Here is a 16,796-nt window from a genome sequence, read left to right on the forward strand (position 1 = left end):
TTAGCAGAAATAGGCACTTTGGGATGCGTGCCAGTCCCAAACTCTGCGGTGAGTGTTCATGCAAGCGTGAGGTGTAACGCTGAAGGATGCTCACAAAAACCCACGAGTAACAAGGTCGAGGCAAACTTTAATCAGGCTCGTAAGAGCAAATAGGAGATCAAATGCCACTGGTACTTTCCAGCACAAAAAAGCCACTGATGCCATGCACTCCTAAGCGTGCTCGCTTGCTTTTGGAACATAAAAAAGCTGCAGTTTTTAGAATATATCCTTTCACGATTATTTTAAAAGATCGCGCAGACGGAGAAACTCAACCATTAGAATTTAAGGCTGATCCAGGTAGTAAAACAACTGGAATTACTCTTGTTTTAAATGGCAAATCAGAGAAAAAAGTAGTGACTGCAATTAACCTTCAGCATCGTGGTCAAACGATCAAATCTAACCTCGAAAAAAGGCGCGGCGTTCGTCGAGGACGTAGAAATAGACATACAAGATATCGTGCACCAAGATTTGATAATAGATCTCGTTTCAAGGGTTGGCTTCCTCCTTCACTTATGTCAAGGGTTTATAACGTACAAACATGGATCAATCGTCTGTCAAAATTTTCTCCAATTTCTTTGTGCGCTGTAGAAACAGTTCGTTTTGATATGCAAAAAATGGAGAGTCCTGAAATTTCAGGTGCAGAATATCAACAAGGAGAACTTCTAGGCTACGAAGTGCGTGAGTATTTGCTTGAAAAATGGAATAGAAAATGCACTTATTGTGAAAAAGAAAATATTCCGTTGCAGATAGAACACATCACCCCACGCTCCAAAGGTGGCTCAAACAGGGTTTCTAATTTGTGTTTAGCATGCGAAAAATGCAATCAAAAAAAAGCAAACAAAGATATTAAAGATTTTTTAAAAACAAAGCCTGAACTTTTAAAGAAAATTAAGACTCATTTGCAAAAACCTCTTAAAGATGCCGCTGTGGTCAATGCAACCCGATATGCAATAGGGAATGTCGTTAAATCCATTGGACTTCCAACAACATTTTGGTCTGGTGGTCGCACAAAGTACAATCGCATTCAGCAAGGTTACAAAAAAGATCATTGGATTGATGCTGCGTGTGTTGGAGAAAGTGGAGAAAATGTTGTGATTCCTAAAAAACTTAAGGCAAAACTCATTACAGCAACTGGGCATGGCGATAGACAAATGTGCCTTGTAAACAAACATGGTTTTCCTCGATCAAAGCCCTCTGCATCTAAATATGTTTTTGGTTTTCAGACAGGAGATATTGTTACTGCAAAAGTCACAGCAGGAAAAAAAGCTGGTTCCTACATTGGAAAAGTTGCTGTGCGTTCAAGTGGCTCGTTTAATATCACAACAAAAAAACAAACAATTCAAGGAATTTCACATAAGTTTTGTAAAAAATTACATGTAAAAGATGGGTACAACTATGCTACAATTTAAAGTTACAAATTCATTCGCAATGCAACCAAGCGTCGCACGCAAGCGACTCCTTTGTCTGCTTGCAAATTCACAATTTACGCCTGCATTTCCTAACAGAAAATTGGCTCTTTTAGCTCATTTTCCTCCTCTTCCTAAAGGAAGAGCTCTCCAATTCGAGGTGTAGGATGAAACCTGATATCCATAACGAAGTAATTCAAAATGAACCTATCCAAAATGTGAACTTTATTGAAAGACGAAAAAAAGTTAAGTCTAGTATTTATTTATTACCAAATCTTATTACAGCATCTTCGCTTTTTTTTGGACTTTTAGCAATTAAATACTCTATTGATGGCAGAATGAGTGGTGATATCAAAGAATTTGTGTTTGCAGCCTATGCGATTCTTGTTGCAGGGATCTGTGATGGACTCGATGGCAGCGTTGCGCGGCTTACTCATACGCAAAGCTCATTTGGCGTGCAACTCGATTCACTTTGTGATCTGGTGTCTTTTGGCATCGCTCCTGCAGTTGTGATTTACAATTATGCGTTAAACGATTTTTTTCGCTTGGGATTTTGCGTCGCTTTTATTTATGCCGCATGTGGAGCGTTACGACTCGCACGTTTTAATGTGCAAAGCGCAATGGGTAAGACAAACGGTAGCTTTACAGGAATCCCAATTCCAATGGCCGCTGCGCCACTCGCAGTTTTTATTATGGCACAAAATGAACTCTTATCGTGGACATTAGAAACACACAGTTCTTGGGAAGTGTATTTGGCAAATACCCTAACACTCCCAGAAGTTCGTAATTATACATTGTTAGTCATTACCTTTTTACTTGCACTAGGAATGATCTCTACTTTTGAATATTTGAGTCATAAATCTATTCATTTACCCCGAAAAAGACCATTCCGTTTTTTAGCTACTGTTTTAATTATATGTGCCATATTTTTTATTTTGCAGTTTGTTGTTTCCTTGGCACTCCTTTTAGTCATATATTCCATTCATGGTCCTATTCTTTGGCTGTTTACTAAAAAAGACAAAGCAGCAGAAGAAGAAGAATTGTTTGAAGTCGGACAACATTCTGAATAATTTTTTTTGATTGAGGCTTATTTATGCTCGAACTTACTATTGGGATTGTTGGTGCGACAGGTGTTGTTGGACAAACTGCAATTGATATATTAACGGATTCATTTACAGGATTTCGTGTAAAAAATTTAAAATTGTTTGCATCTCGCGCATCTGTTGGAAAAATTATTAATTTTAATAATAAAAAAATTCAAATTGAAGATGTTAATTTTGAATCATTAGCAACATGCCATGTGCTCCTTTTTGCGACTGATAGCAAAATTGCTTTAGAATTTATTCCTAAACTTGCAGAAAAAGGAATTCTTTGTATTGACAAGTCTTCAGCATTTCGCAACCACACGCAAGTTCCTTTAGTGGTTCCTGAAATTAATGGCGAGCTTCTCTCTAAAGAAAATATGCTCAATTTTCCTGTGATTGCAAGCCCAAATTGTTGTACAATTCCATTAGTGATGGTGTTAAAACCACTTTATCAAAAATTCAAACTTCAACGGGCAATTGTGTCAACCTATCAAAGTGTCTCGGGAGCAGGAAGACCTGCAATGGAAGTTCTCACCGAAGAGACAAAAAACTTTTTTTCAAGCCATGATCTTGCGTGCAGCAAATCAGAAATATTTCCAAAATCAATTGCATTTAATGTCATGCCCTTTGTGGCAGCAATTCTTGAAGATGGCTCTACAGATGAAGAAGCAAAAATTGTGGCTGAAACAAGAAAAATACTCAATAACAACCTATTTCCAATTGCAGCAACAAGTGTGCGTGTGCCAACGTTTGTCGGGCATGGAGAGGCGGTCACTCTAGAATTTGCAAACAAAGTTTCAATTCAAGAGATCAAAGCAGCTCTCTCCCAAATTTCGGGATTGTGCATTATTGACGCATTATCCTCTAAAGATGAAGAGTTTGAAGAATTTGGAGAATTTGTCACCCCTCGCGAAGCACACGGAAAAGATCACGTGTTTGTAAGTCGTATACGTCAGGTCGAATGTTTTGAAAATGGCGTCTCTCTTTGGATCGTGTGTGATAATCTGCGCAAAGGCGCCGCACTCAATGCAATTCAAATGATTGAAGAATGCGCACTCAATGGAACATTGGCGTCACTCATCAACAAATAAGATACGGATTTTTAAATGAAATATTTTTTTTTCTTGATTTCTTGTTTAGCAGTTTTTTTATTTAACGTAAATGCAATTGCGATCAGCATAACTTCTTGTAATACAACAAACGTTTCTGATGCCGTTTGTAGGCCAACTCGTATTCTTATTTATGAGCCCGGCAGTGCCACACCAGTTTTTAAGGTTCCATCAAATCAACTTTCTATCGATCAATTACAGATAACATACTCTGTGACTCTTGATACCTCTTCTGAAACCAGTTTTACTTATGACGCGACAAAGTGGGGAATTATTGTTGGAACAAGCCAAAACGATCCCACATTTTCTAAGGGCAATACCCCATCCAACGATTCAGATTCAAAAGTGGACGTTGATGTCGATAATTCTGACATAAAATGCTTTAATAATTATTGCGCAGGAACAGTTGTTTTAACATTAAAATTTTCTAGAAACAACTATAAACTGACTTCAAGTTTTTTAAGTAGCAGTTCTCTTACATTAACCCCAGTGTATGTTGAAAATGCAAAAACAAACACCAAATACTCAAATACAAGTCTTTCTTTTAAATGGGATTTTGATACGGGAACGATGATTTCTGCGCCATCTATTTCTGTGCTTGCAAAAGACAGCGCCTTTGTTGTAAACATTTCACCACCCACAAATTTTACTGCTGTGACAAAAAATACAGACAGCATACAACTTACTAAAGTCAGTAACCTCAACTCGTTATCAGGATATGTTCTTGTGTATTGGCGTGATACAGATGCCAATGGCAATCCCACAGGTTGTAGGTCAAATTCTGGCGGTTGGCAGTTTGCAATGAATCCCGAAATTTTTAATACAGTGCCCACAACACCCACAACATGCTTGTATTCTAACTACGCTCCAAGCCAAAAAACAGGAGGCACTTCAAGTGCCCTTGGGTGTGCGGATACAGCAATTAATACAAGTCTCCCTCTAGATTCTACGGCTTCTGCAATGACCTCAGCTCTTACAGCAGACAGAGCGGCCATCCCTTACACCCCCCTTTATAGCTCCCCCTCACAACTACCGAGTGATAGCAATGGATCTCCTTCTGGATGTTACAATGTAGTTTATATTCCAAGCTCAAGAAGTTCCTGGAGCAAAGCAAATATTAACAATGGCGAAATATATGGAATTACTGTTTGGGCATTAAATAATGCCAGCACACCTAAGTACAGTTTAGCACATTCAAATATTAGCTATATTACGGGAGTCTCATTACCGCTTGCAAGCGAAGAAAAAAATCCTACTTTACCCAAAACACAAACGGATTGTTTTTTTGTGACTGCCGCATCTGGCAATCCCAATAGTGATGCCGTTTTTTATTGGCGTATAATTAGAGACGAAATTTTAACACCACTAGGTATCACACCTTATTATTACAATTATGGTCCTAAAATGGCACAGTGGCTCAATAACCATCCAAAATTAAAACCATTTTTTAACGTAACATTAAAATACTCTGGAAAATTAATTTATAATACTTCAAAATTATTTCATTACACTAAAAATAAAATGAAATTGTTACTTAAAAAATTCCAAAAAATTTTAATATCAGAAGCTCATGCGCAAGAAAATAATTTTTATCAACAAAATTTTAATAAACAACCGCAATACGAATTTTTATTAACTGGCGGAGTGCTTTTTCCCAGCACAGATAAACAATTAATCGATAAATATTTTTCTAACTCACTCACAAAACATTTTGATATTGGAGGCCAATATCTATTTTGGCATGGAAATTTAGGTTTCTCTGTAGGTATTTTAGGATCATATATCTTTAATAGCACAGATAAAACAGCAAGCGTCCTAAATTCAGAACAAAAATACACTCAATTATTTTATTCGCTACAGGCTAAAGCAGTAACAGGTTTACGTTTTCGCAATCCATGTTGGTCTTATTTGCAGCCAGGAGTATTTTTTGCAGCCGGAATTTCACGTTTTCGCGAAGAAGCATCAACAAGCGAAGACACGAGCACAACGTTAGGAATCACAAATTTTAGTCCAATTTATGAATTTGGGGGATATTTAGATTTAAACCTTGTTCCGCTTTTTTCTATCTATCCTCAAGAGATTGGAGAGCTCATTCAAGATATTTCGTTTCGACTTTCAGCATCTTATTCAATCAACCCCTCTCCAGCCCTATCCGTTGCAGGCACATCAATTCAAACAGGTTTTGTTTTTTTGTTAAATTAGCCTACGTTACGGCGAAACCAAATTCTATCTTTCTCAAAAACAAGACAGGGGTAGATGAGTTTGTTGAAATCACGCCAATGCTTATCGATTGAGTGATCAGTCGCTCTGGCAAATCGCATGTCTTTTAAAACCTCTTGAATTTTCCAAAAAACGTCAACAGGAATAAAAACCTCAAGTTCTGGATTATTTTTGTCGGTTTGAATTGGATCTGGGCGCAATTCAGGGATATCTGCAATAGTTAAAAATCGTACAATCATGATGCTTACCTTATAAAATTGAAATTTAAGTTACCTTTCGGATAAATTGCGATACAATTTAACTGATGCAAATCTTCTTTATGGAGAGTGAATGTGAATTTACGTAATTTTGGAGAACGCGGCGGATTTAAAGTTCTTGCCGTTGCGCGATTAAGTTCTTGCAGTTATTCGCTTGTTTTATATGTTTTAAACTGCCTTGTTGCAGGGATTGATGAAATTGTCTCCAGTACAGGAGAACTCTCTGTACTGCTTGGGGTTTCAGAAAAACAAGTCAAATTTGCTATTGATGAATTATCAGAAAACAATATTCTTAGCATTACTAAAAAACACGGTAAAACACTTGTTTTAAAAATGAATCTTGATCCAGAAAAATGGAAAAATTTACGCAGCTCACCAGAACGTAACAAAAGAGTTTTAGGGGATGCAAAAAATTTACATTCAATTATTCCTCAAAAAAATTTAAACGAAAAACCCAAACCCATTAAAGTAACTTTATCTAGCCACGAAGCATTGCTTTTTCCTAATAAGAAAAAAACTAAACACGAAGGTATTCACGATGAAAAATTAAATAAAATTATTAAAATATTTACGCAGAATCAAAAAAATAATATTGACTTAGAAAAAGAAACAGATTTTGCAAAATTATTGTTAGAAAATCATCCGATAGATCAAATTATTTCATTAATTAACTTTTTTTCAAAAGAAATTCCATCTCTATCAATGCTTGCTGGGGCATGGTTTCATTATTTAAACAAATATCGCGAAGAAACAGCAGAGGTCGATGATTTAAATGCATTTAGACGAAAACACGAAGACTACGACAAAAAAATTAGAAATTTAGCATATTTTGAATTAAAAAAAATTCAAAAAGAAAAAAAGTCGATTTCTGCAGATGAAGAATTATTACTACATATTCTCATGAGGCATGAACAACCAAGAAAACAACTTTATTGGGCCTTAAAAGCAAAAGAAAAATACCCAGGACTCATCGTTTTTCTTGATCATGCAAAAAATTCTGTTGAACTCAATTAAAAATATTAATTTTAAAAAAATTTGACTTCTTTTTTTTATAGTTTAATTGTATTATTCTAGGTGTGATTAAATCACTAGGAGGTAACAATGATAAAACAAAGTTTTTATAGTCTATTTTTACTAAGTTCTTTTATTATGTTTCCAGCATTTTCATTTAATACCGAAATTAATGACAGTAAAATGATTGCATTGGCACAAAGTGCGCAAAGTTACAAGGTCGATCCACTTCACTCTAAAGTAACTTTTGAAGTCGCACATCTTGTAATCAGTACTGTTAATGGTGAGTTTAAAAAATTTGAAGGAAATTTTAAATTTAATCCTGACGATTTTTCACAATCTCAATTGGACGCTTCTGTTGAAACAAACTCTATAGACACCGCCGTTCAAAAACGCGACAATCATTTAAAAAGCCCTGACTTTTTTGATACAAAAAAATTTCCTAAAATGACTTTTAAATCAAAATCTGCAAAAAAAACGAGTAGTGATTCTTTTGATTTAATGGGTGATCTCACAATCCGGGGTGTTACCAAGCCAATCACTTTTAAAGTAAAATATAAAGGTCAAATTAAATCTAAAGATAAAACAATACAGGCTTTTAAAGCCGTGGCAGAAATCAATAGAAAAGATTTTGGTATGAGTTTTCAGAATATCGTTGAAGCAGGTCCAGTTGTTGGCGATGTTGTTACCATTACACTCGTTTGCGAAGGCATAGGTTAAAAACTCTTTAAAATGAACGTTAGTTATTTTTTTAATACAAGGAGAAAAGAATTATGGAAAACAAAAATAAAGTTAAACACGCAGCTGTTGTAGGATTAACTGCAGGCCTTTTATCTGTAGCACCATCAGCGTTTTCTAGCGAGGTTCATTGCTGGGGGGTTAATAGCTGTGGAGCAAAGTCTTCGGCTAAAGACAAAGCACAATGCACTGTCAACGAAGCGCAAGTGGCTGCAGCAAAAAAAGAATTTGGCGATAAATTTAGCAAAGCCAGCACCCATAAATGCGGCGCACAAGCTGAATGCGGCGGAAAGGGTGGTTTTTTAAATTGGACAAAAGTCAAATCAAAGGACGAATGTAAAAAACTTGGTGGCTTTTTGATGGATAAAAAAGGAAAGATTGAAAAATTATAACAGGAGTAAAAAATGAATAAAAAGCCGCTTATTTTAGCTGCTGCAGTGAGCGGTTTATCTGTAGCAGCAAATGGAAGCGATACACCACAAACAGTAACTCAAGAAGTTGAAAAATGTTTTGGGATTCAAAAAAAAGGTGAAAATGGATGTGGTATTGAAAACGATGACATTGCAGCAGCCAATGCGGCGTTTAAAAATAAATATAAAAAAAGTACCACTTTTGAATGTGCCGGAAATGTTTTAGGCTCTGGGAAAAATGGTTACCTGGCTTGGGTTTATGTCGCTCGCGGGTCATGCCACAAAATTGAAGGTGGTTTTCTGATTATTCAAGATAAATCTGGCAAAAAAACTGTCGATAAAGGCTAAAGTTTGTGACGCAATTATCCCCCTCTCCTCTGTTAAGTTGTAATAATTTAAATCAACAAATTAATTTACCACACGGAATTTTTGGCGCTGGACTGAGAGCTTGCCATTACGAACATTGGCATGCCACAGAAACTCTTCCTGTTTTAGAAATCATTGCAGACAACTATATGTTTTTAAAAGGTGAACCTGCTTTATACCATTTAGCGCGCATCAAAGAACGTACCACAATTGTTGTGCATGGCGTGGGCTTAAACATAGCAAGCGCCTATGATTTAGATAGAGATTATTGTTATGCACTAAAAGACTTTTGTAACTTTATTAATCCTCCAGTTATTTCTGATCATCTTTGTTTTTCTGCTTCTCCATCCCATAATAGTTTTGACTTACTGCCAATTCCTTTTACTAACGAAACATTAAATTTGGTAAGCAAAAAAATAAATATTGTGCAAGATATTTTAAAAAGACAGTTAACATTAGAAAATATTTCTTCTTATGTATCTTATCAAGAAAATTCTTATACAGAAATCGAATTTTTAAACGAACTTTGCAAAAGAACAGGATGCGGAATATTACTTGATATTAATAATATTTTTGTTTCAGCATTTAACCACGGTTATGATCCATGGCATGAAATAAAAAAAGTTAACCCTCATTATGTTAACCAATATCATATTGCAGGACATTCTCAAATTGAAGATTATTTATTTGATACACATGATAAATTTGCTTGCAAAGAGGTTTGGGATCTTATGCATTGGGCTCTCATAAATATTGGTAAAAAACCAGTTATTATAGAAAGAGATGATGCTGATGTTAAATTTGAAGACCTTATTTTTGAGATCAATTATGGAAATAATTTCAGATGAATGATTTAAATTTAAAAAATAATCAAAATTTCTTTTTAGAATTGGTGTATTCAAATCCTAATATTTCTCTAGAACAGTTTTTAGTTCGTCAAGAAATTCATGCATTCAATGCCAAAACAGTTCATCGAATTCAAGCATATAGAAATTCTTTTTATGCAAGAATTTCAAATGTATTTTCAGAAACTATCTTTGATCTGGCGTCGTGTTTATTTGGTTCTGATTTTATTAAAGGATTTTTGATTGATTATTTTTATGAAAATCCGTCACCTTTAGAGATGACTGAATCTGTAAAAAAATTTCCTTCCTTTTTAGAAAAACAAGAAAATATCAGCTACTGCCCTTTTGTTCCAGATTTTATTAAACTTTGTTTAGAAATTAACAATGTATTAGGCGCAAAAAATCCAGACAGTGATATAGAATTTCATCACTCACAAATAAATGCAGAAAATATATACTTACAACCTGAAATTCAGTTTTTAAAATCCAAGTGGCCTATTTATCAAATGTATTGTTGTGCAAAAGAAATACAAGAGTTTTTAGACGAAAAAAAATTCAACTCTTTAGAAAATACCATTGAAGAATATCGACTTGATAAACTCAATTCAATTTCTGACCGTCCTGAAAATATATTCATCTATAAAAGTTCGCCATTTAACTTAGAATGCATATTAGTACCAAAAGAGTTTGCACCAATTGGCGAGCAACTTACTTTAGGAAAAAATTTATTAGATGCAATAGAGCACACAGATATTGAAGAAACCAATTTTAACTATGAAAAATTTTCAAAATGGATCTCTTTGCTTTCAGAAAAAAAAGCATTTATAAAAAAACAATTATAAACCTAAAAAATATTGAATAATCTGAAAATGATCTGCATAAAATTTATCTTCAATTAAGAATAAATCATCTAATAAAACCCATTCAACAGAAGACATTTTTTTATTAGAAGATACTTTAGGCAACACATCAAAATCTAATTTATAAAAAATTACAACAGCTTGTTGAGACTTTACAGGAAATCTTTCTGCATATTGAAAAGTGTGAGATTTTTTAATGTATTTTTTTAAATTAACGGATAAAATATCAAATTTTGTATTTTGTGCTAAGTTTTTTAAACTACAATTTTCAGCATTATCATGCTTATCAAGTTCGCATTCTGGTAATGAATAGAGATTTTTACTTAAAATGTCTTGATTTTTAACTAATAAAATATATCGAGAAGTTAGTAACAATGAATTGCACACAATATCAGGAGTGAAGGTTTTTTTAGGAAAGCGAATTGCAGACTCAACATATTTGTATTTTTTTTGTAGTTCTTTAAAATCTGAAGTTTTTCGATATTTTTTTAATGCATTTGCAACCTTAAAAAAGATATTTGAATAATCGACACGATCGACTGAAGTTAAAAAAAATGAATTTCTAAAATCTGTAGAATTAATGCCTTTATAGTTTCCTGTTTCTAAAAAAACCCAATTAGGAAAAGAACGCAAGTAATAAGAAGAAGCGTCTTTTTCATGACCCACCAACGCTATCGAAGAATCTCCGGCAATTTTTGACACTTCTCCAATTACATTCGAAACCCACAGGTCTTCTGAATAAAGTCTATCTCTTACAGTCACAAAACGAACTCTCTTTTTTTGTGCGGGAGTTAAACAAGAAAGAATCATGTCAATACGTTGCTCTGAACTCCAAGGTCCACGCACAGAAGGTGCCAAACGATGCCCACCGATCACAATAATAAGTTTGGCTGCATGCTCTAATGCAAAACAGACTGAATGCAAATGTCCTTTATGAAATGGTTGAAAACGACCAATAAACACTGCGGTTGAAAAAGTATAACTTTTTTTCTTACCCATTTAGTTCTTCCTTATTAGGAACAAACGTAGTCATTTAGAGTACAAATTCTTTGTTACTAACGCTTGACACTTATATATAACAGTAATACAGTTAAGCAATCATTCGTTTTGTCAACGAATGCTATATTTCTAATCACTAGAAGGAACTCTGTTATGAATTCTGCTTCAACAAAGAAATGGGCACTCATTGCAGCCTTGGTATGTTCTCCAATGCTTACTCTTTCTGCAAGCGCAACCCCTAGTTCTCCAGCATCTACCAGCAAGAAGGGTTCAATGAACTTTAAAAGCGACGAAGACAAAGTAAGTTACATAATTGGCCACGATATTTCTTCAAGTATTAAAAATAACGAATTCAAAGTAAACAAAACGATACTTTTGAAAGCGCTCGAAGAAGGATTAAATGGCAAAGAATCAGAAATCAGTCAACAAGACGCACAAGCTTTTATGCAAAAGTACATTTCTGATCAGCAAAAAGTTCGCGGTGACAAAAATTTAAAAGATGGCGAAGCTTATTTAAGCAAAAACAAGTCTGAAAAAGGTGTTGTTACTTTAGCAAGCGGTCTACAATATAAAGTCTTGACAGAAGGCAAAGGTGTTAAACCAAAAGCAACAGATACAGTCACTGTCAATTACGAAGGAACTTTAATTAACGGTAAAGTTTTTGATAGCTCCTACCAACGCGGACAACCAATCTCTTTTCCAGTAAATGGCGTGATTAAAGGTTGGACTGAAGCATTGCAATTAATGCCAGAAGGATCCACTTGGATGCTTTATATCCCAGCAGGCCTTGCATATGGCGCGCAATCACCTTCTCCAGCAATTGGCCCTAATTCTACTTTAGTGTTTAAAGTGAATTTGGTTTCTATTGCAAAACCTGCTCCAGCAAAAACTGCTGAAAAAGAAACTGAAAAAAAATAAGTTTTCTTTTTGATTAGCAAATTAAAAAAAGCGAAATGGGACAGCACAAAACTGTCCCATTTCGCTTTTTACTTGCAAAAGCAATTTTTTAAAATCACTGGCAGCTTTTCACACACAGTTCAAAAAATTCTTGTGAATTTAAGCTTGCTCCACCAACCAACGCACCATCGATATCTTTACAGTTTATAAATTCTTGAACATTGCTCAATTTGACACTACCACCATAAAGAATTCTAATTTTCTCAGCTGTACTGCTATTAAAAATTTTAGCCATCACATTTCGAATGATTGCATGAGCCTCTTGCGCCTCAATCGAGGTCGCGGCCTTTCCTGTTCCTATAGCCCAAACAGGCTCATAGGCAATTGAAAACAATGGTTGCAAATTGTGACTGCGACCAAGTAACTCAGATGCATCTGCAATTGACGCAGCCGCAAAAGCCTCTGTTAATTGCTTTTCAAGAATATTTTGCAGTTGCCCACTTTCTCTTTCTTGTAGCGTTTCACCAATACACAGCACCGCTTTTAAACCCGAGCGAAGCAAAGCTCCAACACGCAAACCTGCCGTATGATTGGTTTCTCCAAACATTTGTCTGCGCTCACTGTGGCCAATTAAACTCCCTGCAACACCAACGCTATTAAGCATTTCCGCGGACACTTCTCCAGTAAATGCACCATCTTTTGCCCAATGCGCGTTTTGTGCGAATAACGTCACAGAATTTTGCGTTTTTGATGCTAAATCTGCTAAAAAAAGATGCGGAGCTGCAATTCCCACTTCAAGCTTTAACTTCTGAGAAGACAATAAATTTGCTAACTGCAAAAAATCAGTGCTTGCTGATGATGGCGTTTTAAACATTTTCCAATTGCCAATAATTATTTTTTCTCTTACCAAAGACATGCAGACCTCTAAAATTTAAAATAAATATTTTTAAAATTTACAAACCAACCAAGCAGTTACTTAACTCTTAAGACACGAATTCCAGGTAACTCTTTACCTTCTAATAATTCCATACTGGCACCACCACCCGTCGAAACATGTGTGACTTTGTCTGCTAATTTGAATTTGGTAATTGCCGCAGCAGAATCTCCGCCACCAACAATTGTGGTACCAACACATTCGCTGAGCGCTTTTGCCACTTCTTTTGTGCCATTTGCAAATGCATCCATTTCAAACACACCCATTGGACCATTCCACACAACGACTTTGCTATTTTTTATCACTTCGGCAAAATTTTGTGCACTGCGTGAACCAATATCTAACCCCATTAATCCATCAGGAATATCAGCAGTATTAATGACAACTGGTTTGGAATTTTCTGAAAACTCTGTGGCACAAATATGATCTTCTGGCAAATAAATTTTTACATTTCTTTGTTCAGCCGCTTTAAAAATTTCTGCCACTAATGGCAATTTGTCCAATTCAACCCGAGAATTTCCAACATTTCTCCCTTTAAATTTTAAAAAAGTGTAAGCCATAGCTCCACCAATAATCATATTATTTGCAATCGTGGTAAATTTTCTTAAAATTTCAATCTTATCTGAAACTTTAGCGCCACCAAAAATTGCGGTCACAGGCGGTTTCGGAGCACGAAAAGCATCTTCAAGAAACTGAATTTCTTTTGTCACTAAAAATCCCGCGGCCCTGCGGTCTGCAGGAAAACATTCTGGAACAGCAAACATCGAAGCATCTGCCCTATGACTTGTGCCAAATGCATCATTGACATAAAAGTTTGCAAACTCTGCTAATTTATTCGCAAACGAAAGATTTCCTGCTTGTTCTTCTTTATAAAAACGCAAATTTTCAAGAAGAATCATTTGACTAGGTTTCATGTCATAAACAATTTTTTTAAAACCATCTTCCAAATAGTCTTGGCAAAAAATTACTTCAATATTTAATAGTTCTGCCATTCGCGCCCCAATAGGAGCGAGAGAAAATTCTTGTTCAAAGCCTGCACCTTTGGGGCGACCCAAATGTGAACATGCTATAATTTTAATATTTTTTTCTAGTAACCATTTTATCGTTGGTATGGCTGCCAAGATTCGCGTTTCGTCAGTAATTTTTCCGTTTTTTAATGGTACATTGAAATCAAGACGCAAAAAAACAACTGGCTGACTCTCTGTTGCAAACTTTAAATCTTCTAAAACACGAATGCGATTTTGCATATGTGAACATCCTCTTCAGTAAAACTCAAGCTCATAAAACCACAGAAAGTAAAGAACTGTTCATGCAATTTGTCAAACAGTTGTGAATTAAGCTGCACTATGCGAAAACACTCGAGTACACCATGAATGTTAAAGCGAAACTGCTGAAAACAGCATGCTTTGGGAGGCTTTTAAATTGAAACAAGAACTCTTTCAAAAAGATCCAAATGTTTATTCTTTAATTTTAAGCGGTGGCTCAGGAACACGGCTCTGGCCTTTATCGCGCAAAACATTTCCAAAACAATTTTTAGCACTTGGCAATAACCAAAAAAGTCTTCTGCAATTAACGGTCGATCGCATTAAAAATATTACAATTCAAGAAAATCGTTGGCTTATCACTACTCAAGTGCAAGAAAAACTGTGTCATAAACAAGTTCAAAATCAAGTATCTCGTTTTATTATTGAGCCAGAGCCTCGCAATACGGCACCTGCAATTGCCTTAGGCGCCTGGGAATTACTAAAAGAAAATCCCAATTCTATTATGGTGATTATTTCCTCCGACCACTCCATTCAAAATGTTCGATCTTTTGAACAAACAATATTAGATGCCATACAACTTGCAAAAAATAACTTTTTTGTGACTGTAGGAATTCAGCCAACACATCCGGCAACGGGTTTTGGCTACATTGAAAAGGGTCTTCCTCTCGATAGCTCGGGAAATATTATTTCTCCACAAAAGCTGAACGAAGTTAATGCCGCAGGCTATAGCGTGAGAAGCTTTCGAGAAAAACCCAATTTAGCCGCTGCTGAACAGTTTTTGCGCACACAAAAATATTTATGGAATGCAGGCATCTTTGTTTGGAAAACAAAAACATTTTGGAATGCGTTTTCTCATCTACAACCAGAAATTGCAAATGCAATTGAATCTATGACACCAACCAATGCAAAAGATGTTTATGCTTTAATAGACAAAATACCCATTGATGTTGCCTTTCTCGAACAAACAAGTCACGTTGCGTGTATTCCAGCGCATTTTGATTGGAACGACATTGGTTCTTGGTCTGCTGTGCGAGAATGTTTTGAACAAGATAACGCTGGCAACAAAGTAACGGGCGATGTTTACACCCATGAAACTAAAAATAGTTTAATTCATACAACAGGTCCTTTTGTTTCGGTTATTGGCATGGACAATGTCGCAGTGGTTGCAACCCATGACGCAATTTTAGTAATGCCGTTATCTCGAAGCGAAGACGTTAAAAAGGTTGTTCAACACCTAGAATTAAAAAATAAAAATCTACTTTAAATAATTGTGAATTTTGGAGATCCTATGGAAAAAATCCTACTTGAAGCCGCTCAAGGAAAAAAAACCAAAAACATACCCATCTGGCTCATGCGTCAAGCAGGTCGTTATCTTCCAGAGTACCAAGAGTATCGCAAAAAATACAACACCCTAAAAATGTTTCAAACACCAGAAATTGCATCTGAAATAACGTTACAACCTTTACGACGTTTTCCTCTAGATGGGGCTATTTTGTATGCAGATATTCTACTTATTCCCGATGCAATGGGGTTACAATTATCATTTGTCGAAAAAGAAGGACCACGGTTTGCCAAAACCATTCGCTCAAAAAATGATTTATTATCCATTCTTCCGCTTGCAGAAAATCTCGAAAAATTAATCACAAAGTTGAATTATGTTGCTGAAACGCTTGATATTGTAAAAAGCAAAATATCTTCTTCAACCACACTGATTGGCTTTGCTGGCGCTCCATTTACCGTTGCGAGCTACATGATTGAAGGAGGCGGTTCTGCAAAAAATGATTTTTTTCATAGTAAAAAATTAATGTTTGAAGACCCTGAGACCTTTCATCAATTGATGCAACTCATCACCAATGCAACGATTGCCTATTTAAAAATGCAAATTGATGCAGGTGCCGAAGTTGTGCAAATTTTTGAAAGCTGGTCTGGAGCATTATCGCCCGCTCAATACAGAGAATTCTGCTTGCCATATGCTCAAAAAATCATTTCTGAAATAAAACCAATGGTGCCTGTCATTCATTTTTTAGGCCAAGGGGCTGCGTTACTTCCTGAAGTGATTTTAACGCAACCAAGTGTCTACGGAGTCGATTGGCGACAAGATCTTGCTCAAGTTTCTTCTACCTTTAAAAATACCGGAATAGCGCTACAAGGCAATCTTGATCCATTGTTACTGTATGCACCCAAAAAACTTTTAGAACAAAATGCCAAGCACTGCTTAACAATAGGTGCTCAACATCCGCATGGTTATATTTTTAATCTTGGGCATGGCTGTACACCCCAAACTCCTATTGAAAACGTTGAATTTCTGGTTAATTTGGTTAAAAATTTTTAAATTAAAGTCACTATTGAAAGGAA

18 protein-coding genes are annotated in these 16,796 nt (G+C 35.6%); 14 read left to right on the forward strand and 4 right to left on the reverse strand.

The annotated features are described in order from the left end of the window. Window positions 1–161 precede the first annotated feature (161 nt). From iscB to Spiro2_RS08020, 5 genes are read left to right on the forward strand one after another with little or no spacing between them, the layout of a single operon-like run. Window positions 162–1,448 (forward strand): RNA-guided endonuclease IscB, encoded by a 1,287-nt coding sequence (gene iscB, locus Spiro2_RS08000; protein WP_338635188.1) that lies wholly within the window; start codon window positions 162–164, stop codon window positions 1,446–1,448. Next, window positions 1,435–1,611 (forward strand): hypothetical protein, encoded by a 177-nt coding sequence (locus tag Spiro2_RS08005; RefSeq protein ID WP_338635189.1) that lies wholly within the window; start codon window positions 1,435–1,437, stop codon window positions 1,609–1,611. Before iscB ends, Spiro2_RS08005 begins: the two co-directional genes overlap by 14 nt. Window position 1,612: 1 nt before the next feature. Beyond that, window positions 1,613–2,515 (forward strand): CDP-diacylglycerol--serine O-phosphatidyltransferase, encoded by a 903-nt coding sequence (gene pssA, locus Spiro2_RS08010; RefSeq protein WP_338635190.1) that lies wholly within the window; start codon window positions 1,613–1,615, stop codon window positions 2,513–2,515. 23 nt (window positions 2,516–2,538) lie between these two features. Further along, window positions 2,539–3,621, forward strand: a complete 1,083-nt coding sequence (locus Spiro2_RS08015; protein WP_338635191.1) for an aspartate-semialdehyde dehydrogenase — start codon at window positions 2,539–2,541, stop codon at window positions 3,619–3,621. Window positions 3,622–3,636: 15 nt separating this feature from the next. Then, on the forward strand, window positions 3,637–5,841 hold the full coding sequence (locus tag Spiro2_RS08020) for a hypothetical protein (protein ID WP_338635192.1): 2,205 nt from the start codon (window positions 3,637–3,639) through the stop codon (window positions 5,839–5,841). On the opposite strand, the gene Spiro2_RS08025 is transcribed toward Spiro2_RS08020, so the two are convergent. Then, window positions 5,838–6,098 (reverse strand): hypothetical protein, encoded by a 261-nt coding sequence (locus Spiro2_RS08025; RefSeq protein WP_338635193.1) that lies wholly within the window; start codon window positions 6,096–6,098, stop codon window positions 5,838–5,840. The genes Spiro2_RS08020 and Spiro2_RS08025 overlap by 4 nt on opposite strands. Window positions 6,099–6,191: 93 nt before the next feature. Between Spiro2_RS08025 and Spiro2_RS08030 the strand changes: the two genes are divergently transcribed. From Spiro2_RS08030 to Spiro2_RS08055, 6 genes are all read left to right on the forward strand, one after another. Continuing rightward, window positions 6,192–7,130 (forward strand): hypothetical protein, encoded by a 939-nt coding sequence (locus Spiro2_RS08030; protein WP_338635194.1) that lies wholly within the window; start codon window positions 6,192–6,194, stop codon window positions 7,128–7,130. A gap of 87 nt (window positions 7,131–7,217) precedes the next feature. After that, window positions 7,218–7,847, forward strand: coding sequence for a YceI family protein (locus tag Spiro2_RS08035; RefSeq protein WP_338635195.1), 630 nt, complete (start codon window positions 7,218–7,220; stop codon window positions 7,845–7,847). Window positions 7,848–7,900: 53 nt separating this feature from the next. Then, window positions 7,901–8,257, forward strand: a complete 357-nt coding sequence (locus tag Spiro2_RS08040; protein ID WP_338635196.1) for a hypothetical protein — start codon at window positions 7,901–7,903, stop codon at window positions 8,255–8,257. 12 nt (window positions 8,258–8,269) lie between these two features. Further along, entirely contained in the window at window positions 8,270–8,623 is a 354-nt protein-coding gene (locus Spiro2_RS08045; RefSeq protein WP_338635197.1) for a hypothetical protein, read from the forward strand. A 5-nt stretch (window positions 8,624–8,628) separates the two neighbouring features. Further along, window positions 8,629–9,489 carry a DUF692 domain-containing protein gene (locus tag Spiro2_RS08050; RefSeq protein ID WP_338635198.1) on the forward strand — a complete coding sequence of 287 codons (861 nt, stop codon included), beginning with the start codon at window positions 8,629–8,631 and terminating at the stop codon, window positions 9,487–9,489. Next, window positions 9,486–10,328: a hypothetical protein gene (locus tag Spiro2_RS08055; RefSeq protein ID WP_338635199.1), complete on the forward strand. Its 843-nt coding sequence runs from the start codon at window positions 9,486–9,488 to the stop codon at window positions 10,326–10,328. Before Spiro2_RS08050 ends, Spiro2_RS08055 begins: the two co-directional genes overlap by 4 nt. Here the strand turns inward: Spiro2_RS08055 and Spiro2_RS08060 are convergent. Then, entirely contained in the window at window positions 10,323–11,345 is a 1,023-nt protein-coding gene (locus Spiro2_RS08060) for an adenylyltransferase/cytidyltransferase family protein (protein WP_338635200.1), read from the reverse strand. The two genes, Spiro2_RS08055 and Spiro2_RS08060, sit on opposite strands and share 6 nt — an antisense overlap. A 153-nt stretch (window positions 11,346–11,498) precedes the next feature. Here Spiro2_RS08060 and Spiro2_RS08065 point away from each other — a divergent pair, with 153 nt between their 5' ends. Beyond that, a complete protein-coding gene (locus Spiro2_RS08065; protein WP_338635201.1) occupies window positions 11,499–12,263 on the forward strand; it encodes an FKBP-type peptidyl-prolyl cis-trans isomerase in 765 nt (254 codons plus the stop codon). 94 nt (window positions 12,264–12,357) lie between these two features. Here the strand turns inward: Spiro2_RS08065 and tpiA are convergent, their stop codons facing one another. Both tpiA and Spiro2_RS08075 read right to left on the reverse strand, forming a co-directional pair. Next, the gene (gene tpiA / locus Spiro2_RS08070) at window positions 12,358–13,158 is read right to left on the reverse strand and encodes a triose-phosphate isomerase (RefSeq protein ID WP_338635202.1); all 801 of its coding nucleotides are present in this window, start codon (window positions 13,156–13,158) and stop codon (window positions 12,358–12,360) included. Window positions 13,159–13,214: 56 nt separating this feature from the next. Further along, on the reverse strand, window positions 13,215–14,423 hold the full coding sequence (locus Spiro2_RS08075; protein WP_338635203.1) for a phosphoglycerate kinase: 1,209 nt from the start codon (window positions 14,421–14,423) through the stop codon (window positions 13,215–13,217). Window positions 14,424–14,598: 175 nt separating this feature from the next. On the opposite strand from Spiro2_RS08075, the gene Spiro2_RS08080 reads away from it, so the two are divergent. Both Spiro2_RS08080 and hemE read left to right on the forward strand, forming a co-directional pair. After that, a complete protein-coding gene (locus Spiro2_RS08080; RefSeq protein WP_338635204.1) occupies window positions 14,599–15,705 on the forward strand; it encodes a mannose-1-phosphate guanylyltransferase in 1,107 nt (368 codons plus the stop codon). A gap of 24 nt (window positions 15,706–15,729) precedes the next feature. Continuing rightward, window positions 15,730–16,773 carry a uroporphyrinogen decarboxylase gene (hemE, locus tag Spiro2_RS08085; protein WP_338635206.1) on the forward strand — a complete coding sequence of 348 codons (1,044 nt, stop codon included), beginning with the start codon at window positions 15,730–15,732 and terminating at the stop codon, window positions 16,771–16,773. Window positions 16,774–16,796 lie beyond the last annotated feature (23 nt).

Origin of the sequence: Spirobacillus cienkowskii, from assembly GCF_037081835.1 — a bacterium.
GTDB lineage: Bacteria > Bdellovibrionota_B > Oligoflexia > Silvanigrellales > Silvanigrellaceae > Silvanigrella > Silvanigrella cienkowskii.

Bases quoted from the DNA above. Each gene is read 5' to 3' on its own strand.
- iscB (WP_338635188.1), top strand. From the start codon at position 162: ATGCCACTGGTACTTTCCAGCACAAAAAAGCCACTGATGCCATGCACT.
- Spiro2_RS08005 (WP_338635189.1), top strand. From the start codon at position 1,435: ATGCTACAATTTAAAGTTACAAATTCATTCGCAATGCAACCAAGCGTC.
- pssA (WP_338635190.1), top strand. From the start codon at position 1,613: ATGAAACCTGATATCCATAACGAAGTAATTCAAAATGAACCTATCCAA.
- Spiro2_RS08015 (WP_338635191.1), top strand. From the start codon at position 2,539: ATGCTCGAACTTACTATTGGGATTGTTGGTGCGACAGGTGTTGTTGGA.
- Spiro2_RS08020 (WP_338635192.1), top strand. From the start codon at position 3,637: ATGAAATATTTTTTTTTCTTGATTTCTTGTTTAGCAGTTTTTTTATTT.
- Spiro2_RS08025 (WP_338635193.1), bottom strand. From the start codon at position 6,098: ATGATTGTACGATTTTTAACTATTGCAGATATCCCTGAATTGCGCCCA.
- Spiro2_RS08035 (WP_338635195.1), top strand. From the start codon at position 7,218: ATGATAAAACAAAGTTTTTATAGTCTATTTTTACTAAGTTCTTTTATT.
- Spiro2_RS08040 (WP_338635196.1), top strand. From the start codon at position 7,901: ATGGAAAACAAAAATAAAGTTAAACACGCAGCTGTTGTAGGATTAACT.
- Spiro2_RS08045 (WP_338635197.1), top strand. From the start codon at position 8,270: ATGAATAAAAAGCCGCTTATTTTAGCTGCTGCAGTGAGCGGTTTATCT.
- Spiro2_RS08055 (WP_338635199.1), top strand. From the start codon at position 9,486: ATGAATGATTTAAATTTAAAAAATAATCAAAATTTCTTTTTAGAATTG.
- Spiro2_RS08060 (WP_338635200.1), bottom strand. From the start codon at position 11,345: ATGGGTAAGAAAAAAAGTTATACTTTTTCAACCGCAGTGTTTATTGGT.
- Spiro2_RS08065 (WP_338635201.1), top strand. From the start codon at position 11,499: ATGAATTCTGCTTCAACAAAGAAATGGGCACTCATTGCAGCCTTGGTA.
- tpiA (WP_338635202.1), bottom strand. From the start codon at position 13,158: ATGTCTTTGGTAAGAGAAAAAATAATTATTGGCAATTGGAAAATGTTT.
- Spiro2_RS08075 (WP_338635203.1), bottom strand. From the start codon at position 14,423: ATGCAAAATCGCATTCGTGTTTTAGAAGATTTAAAGTTTGCAACAGAG.
- hemE (WP_338635206.1), top strand. From the start codon at position 15,730: ATGGAAAAAATCCTACTTGAAGCCGCTCAAGGAAAAAAAACCAAAAAC.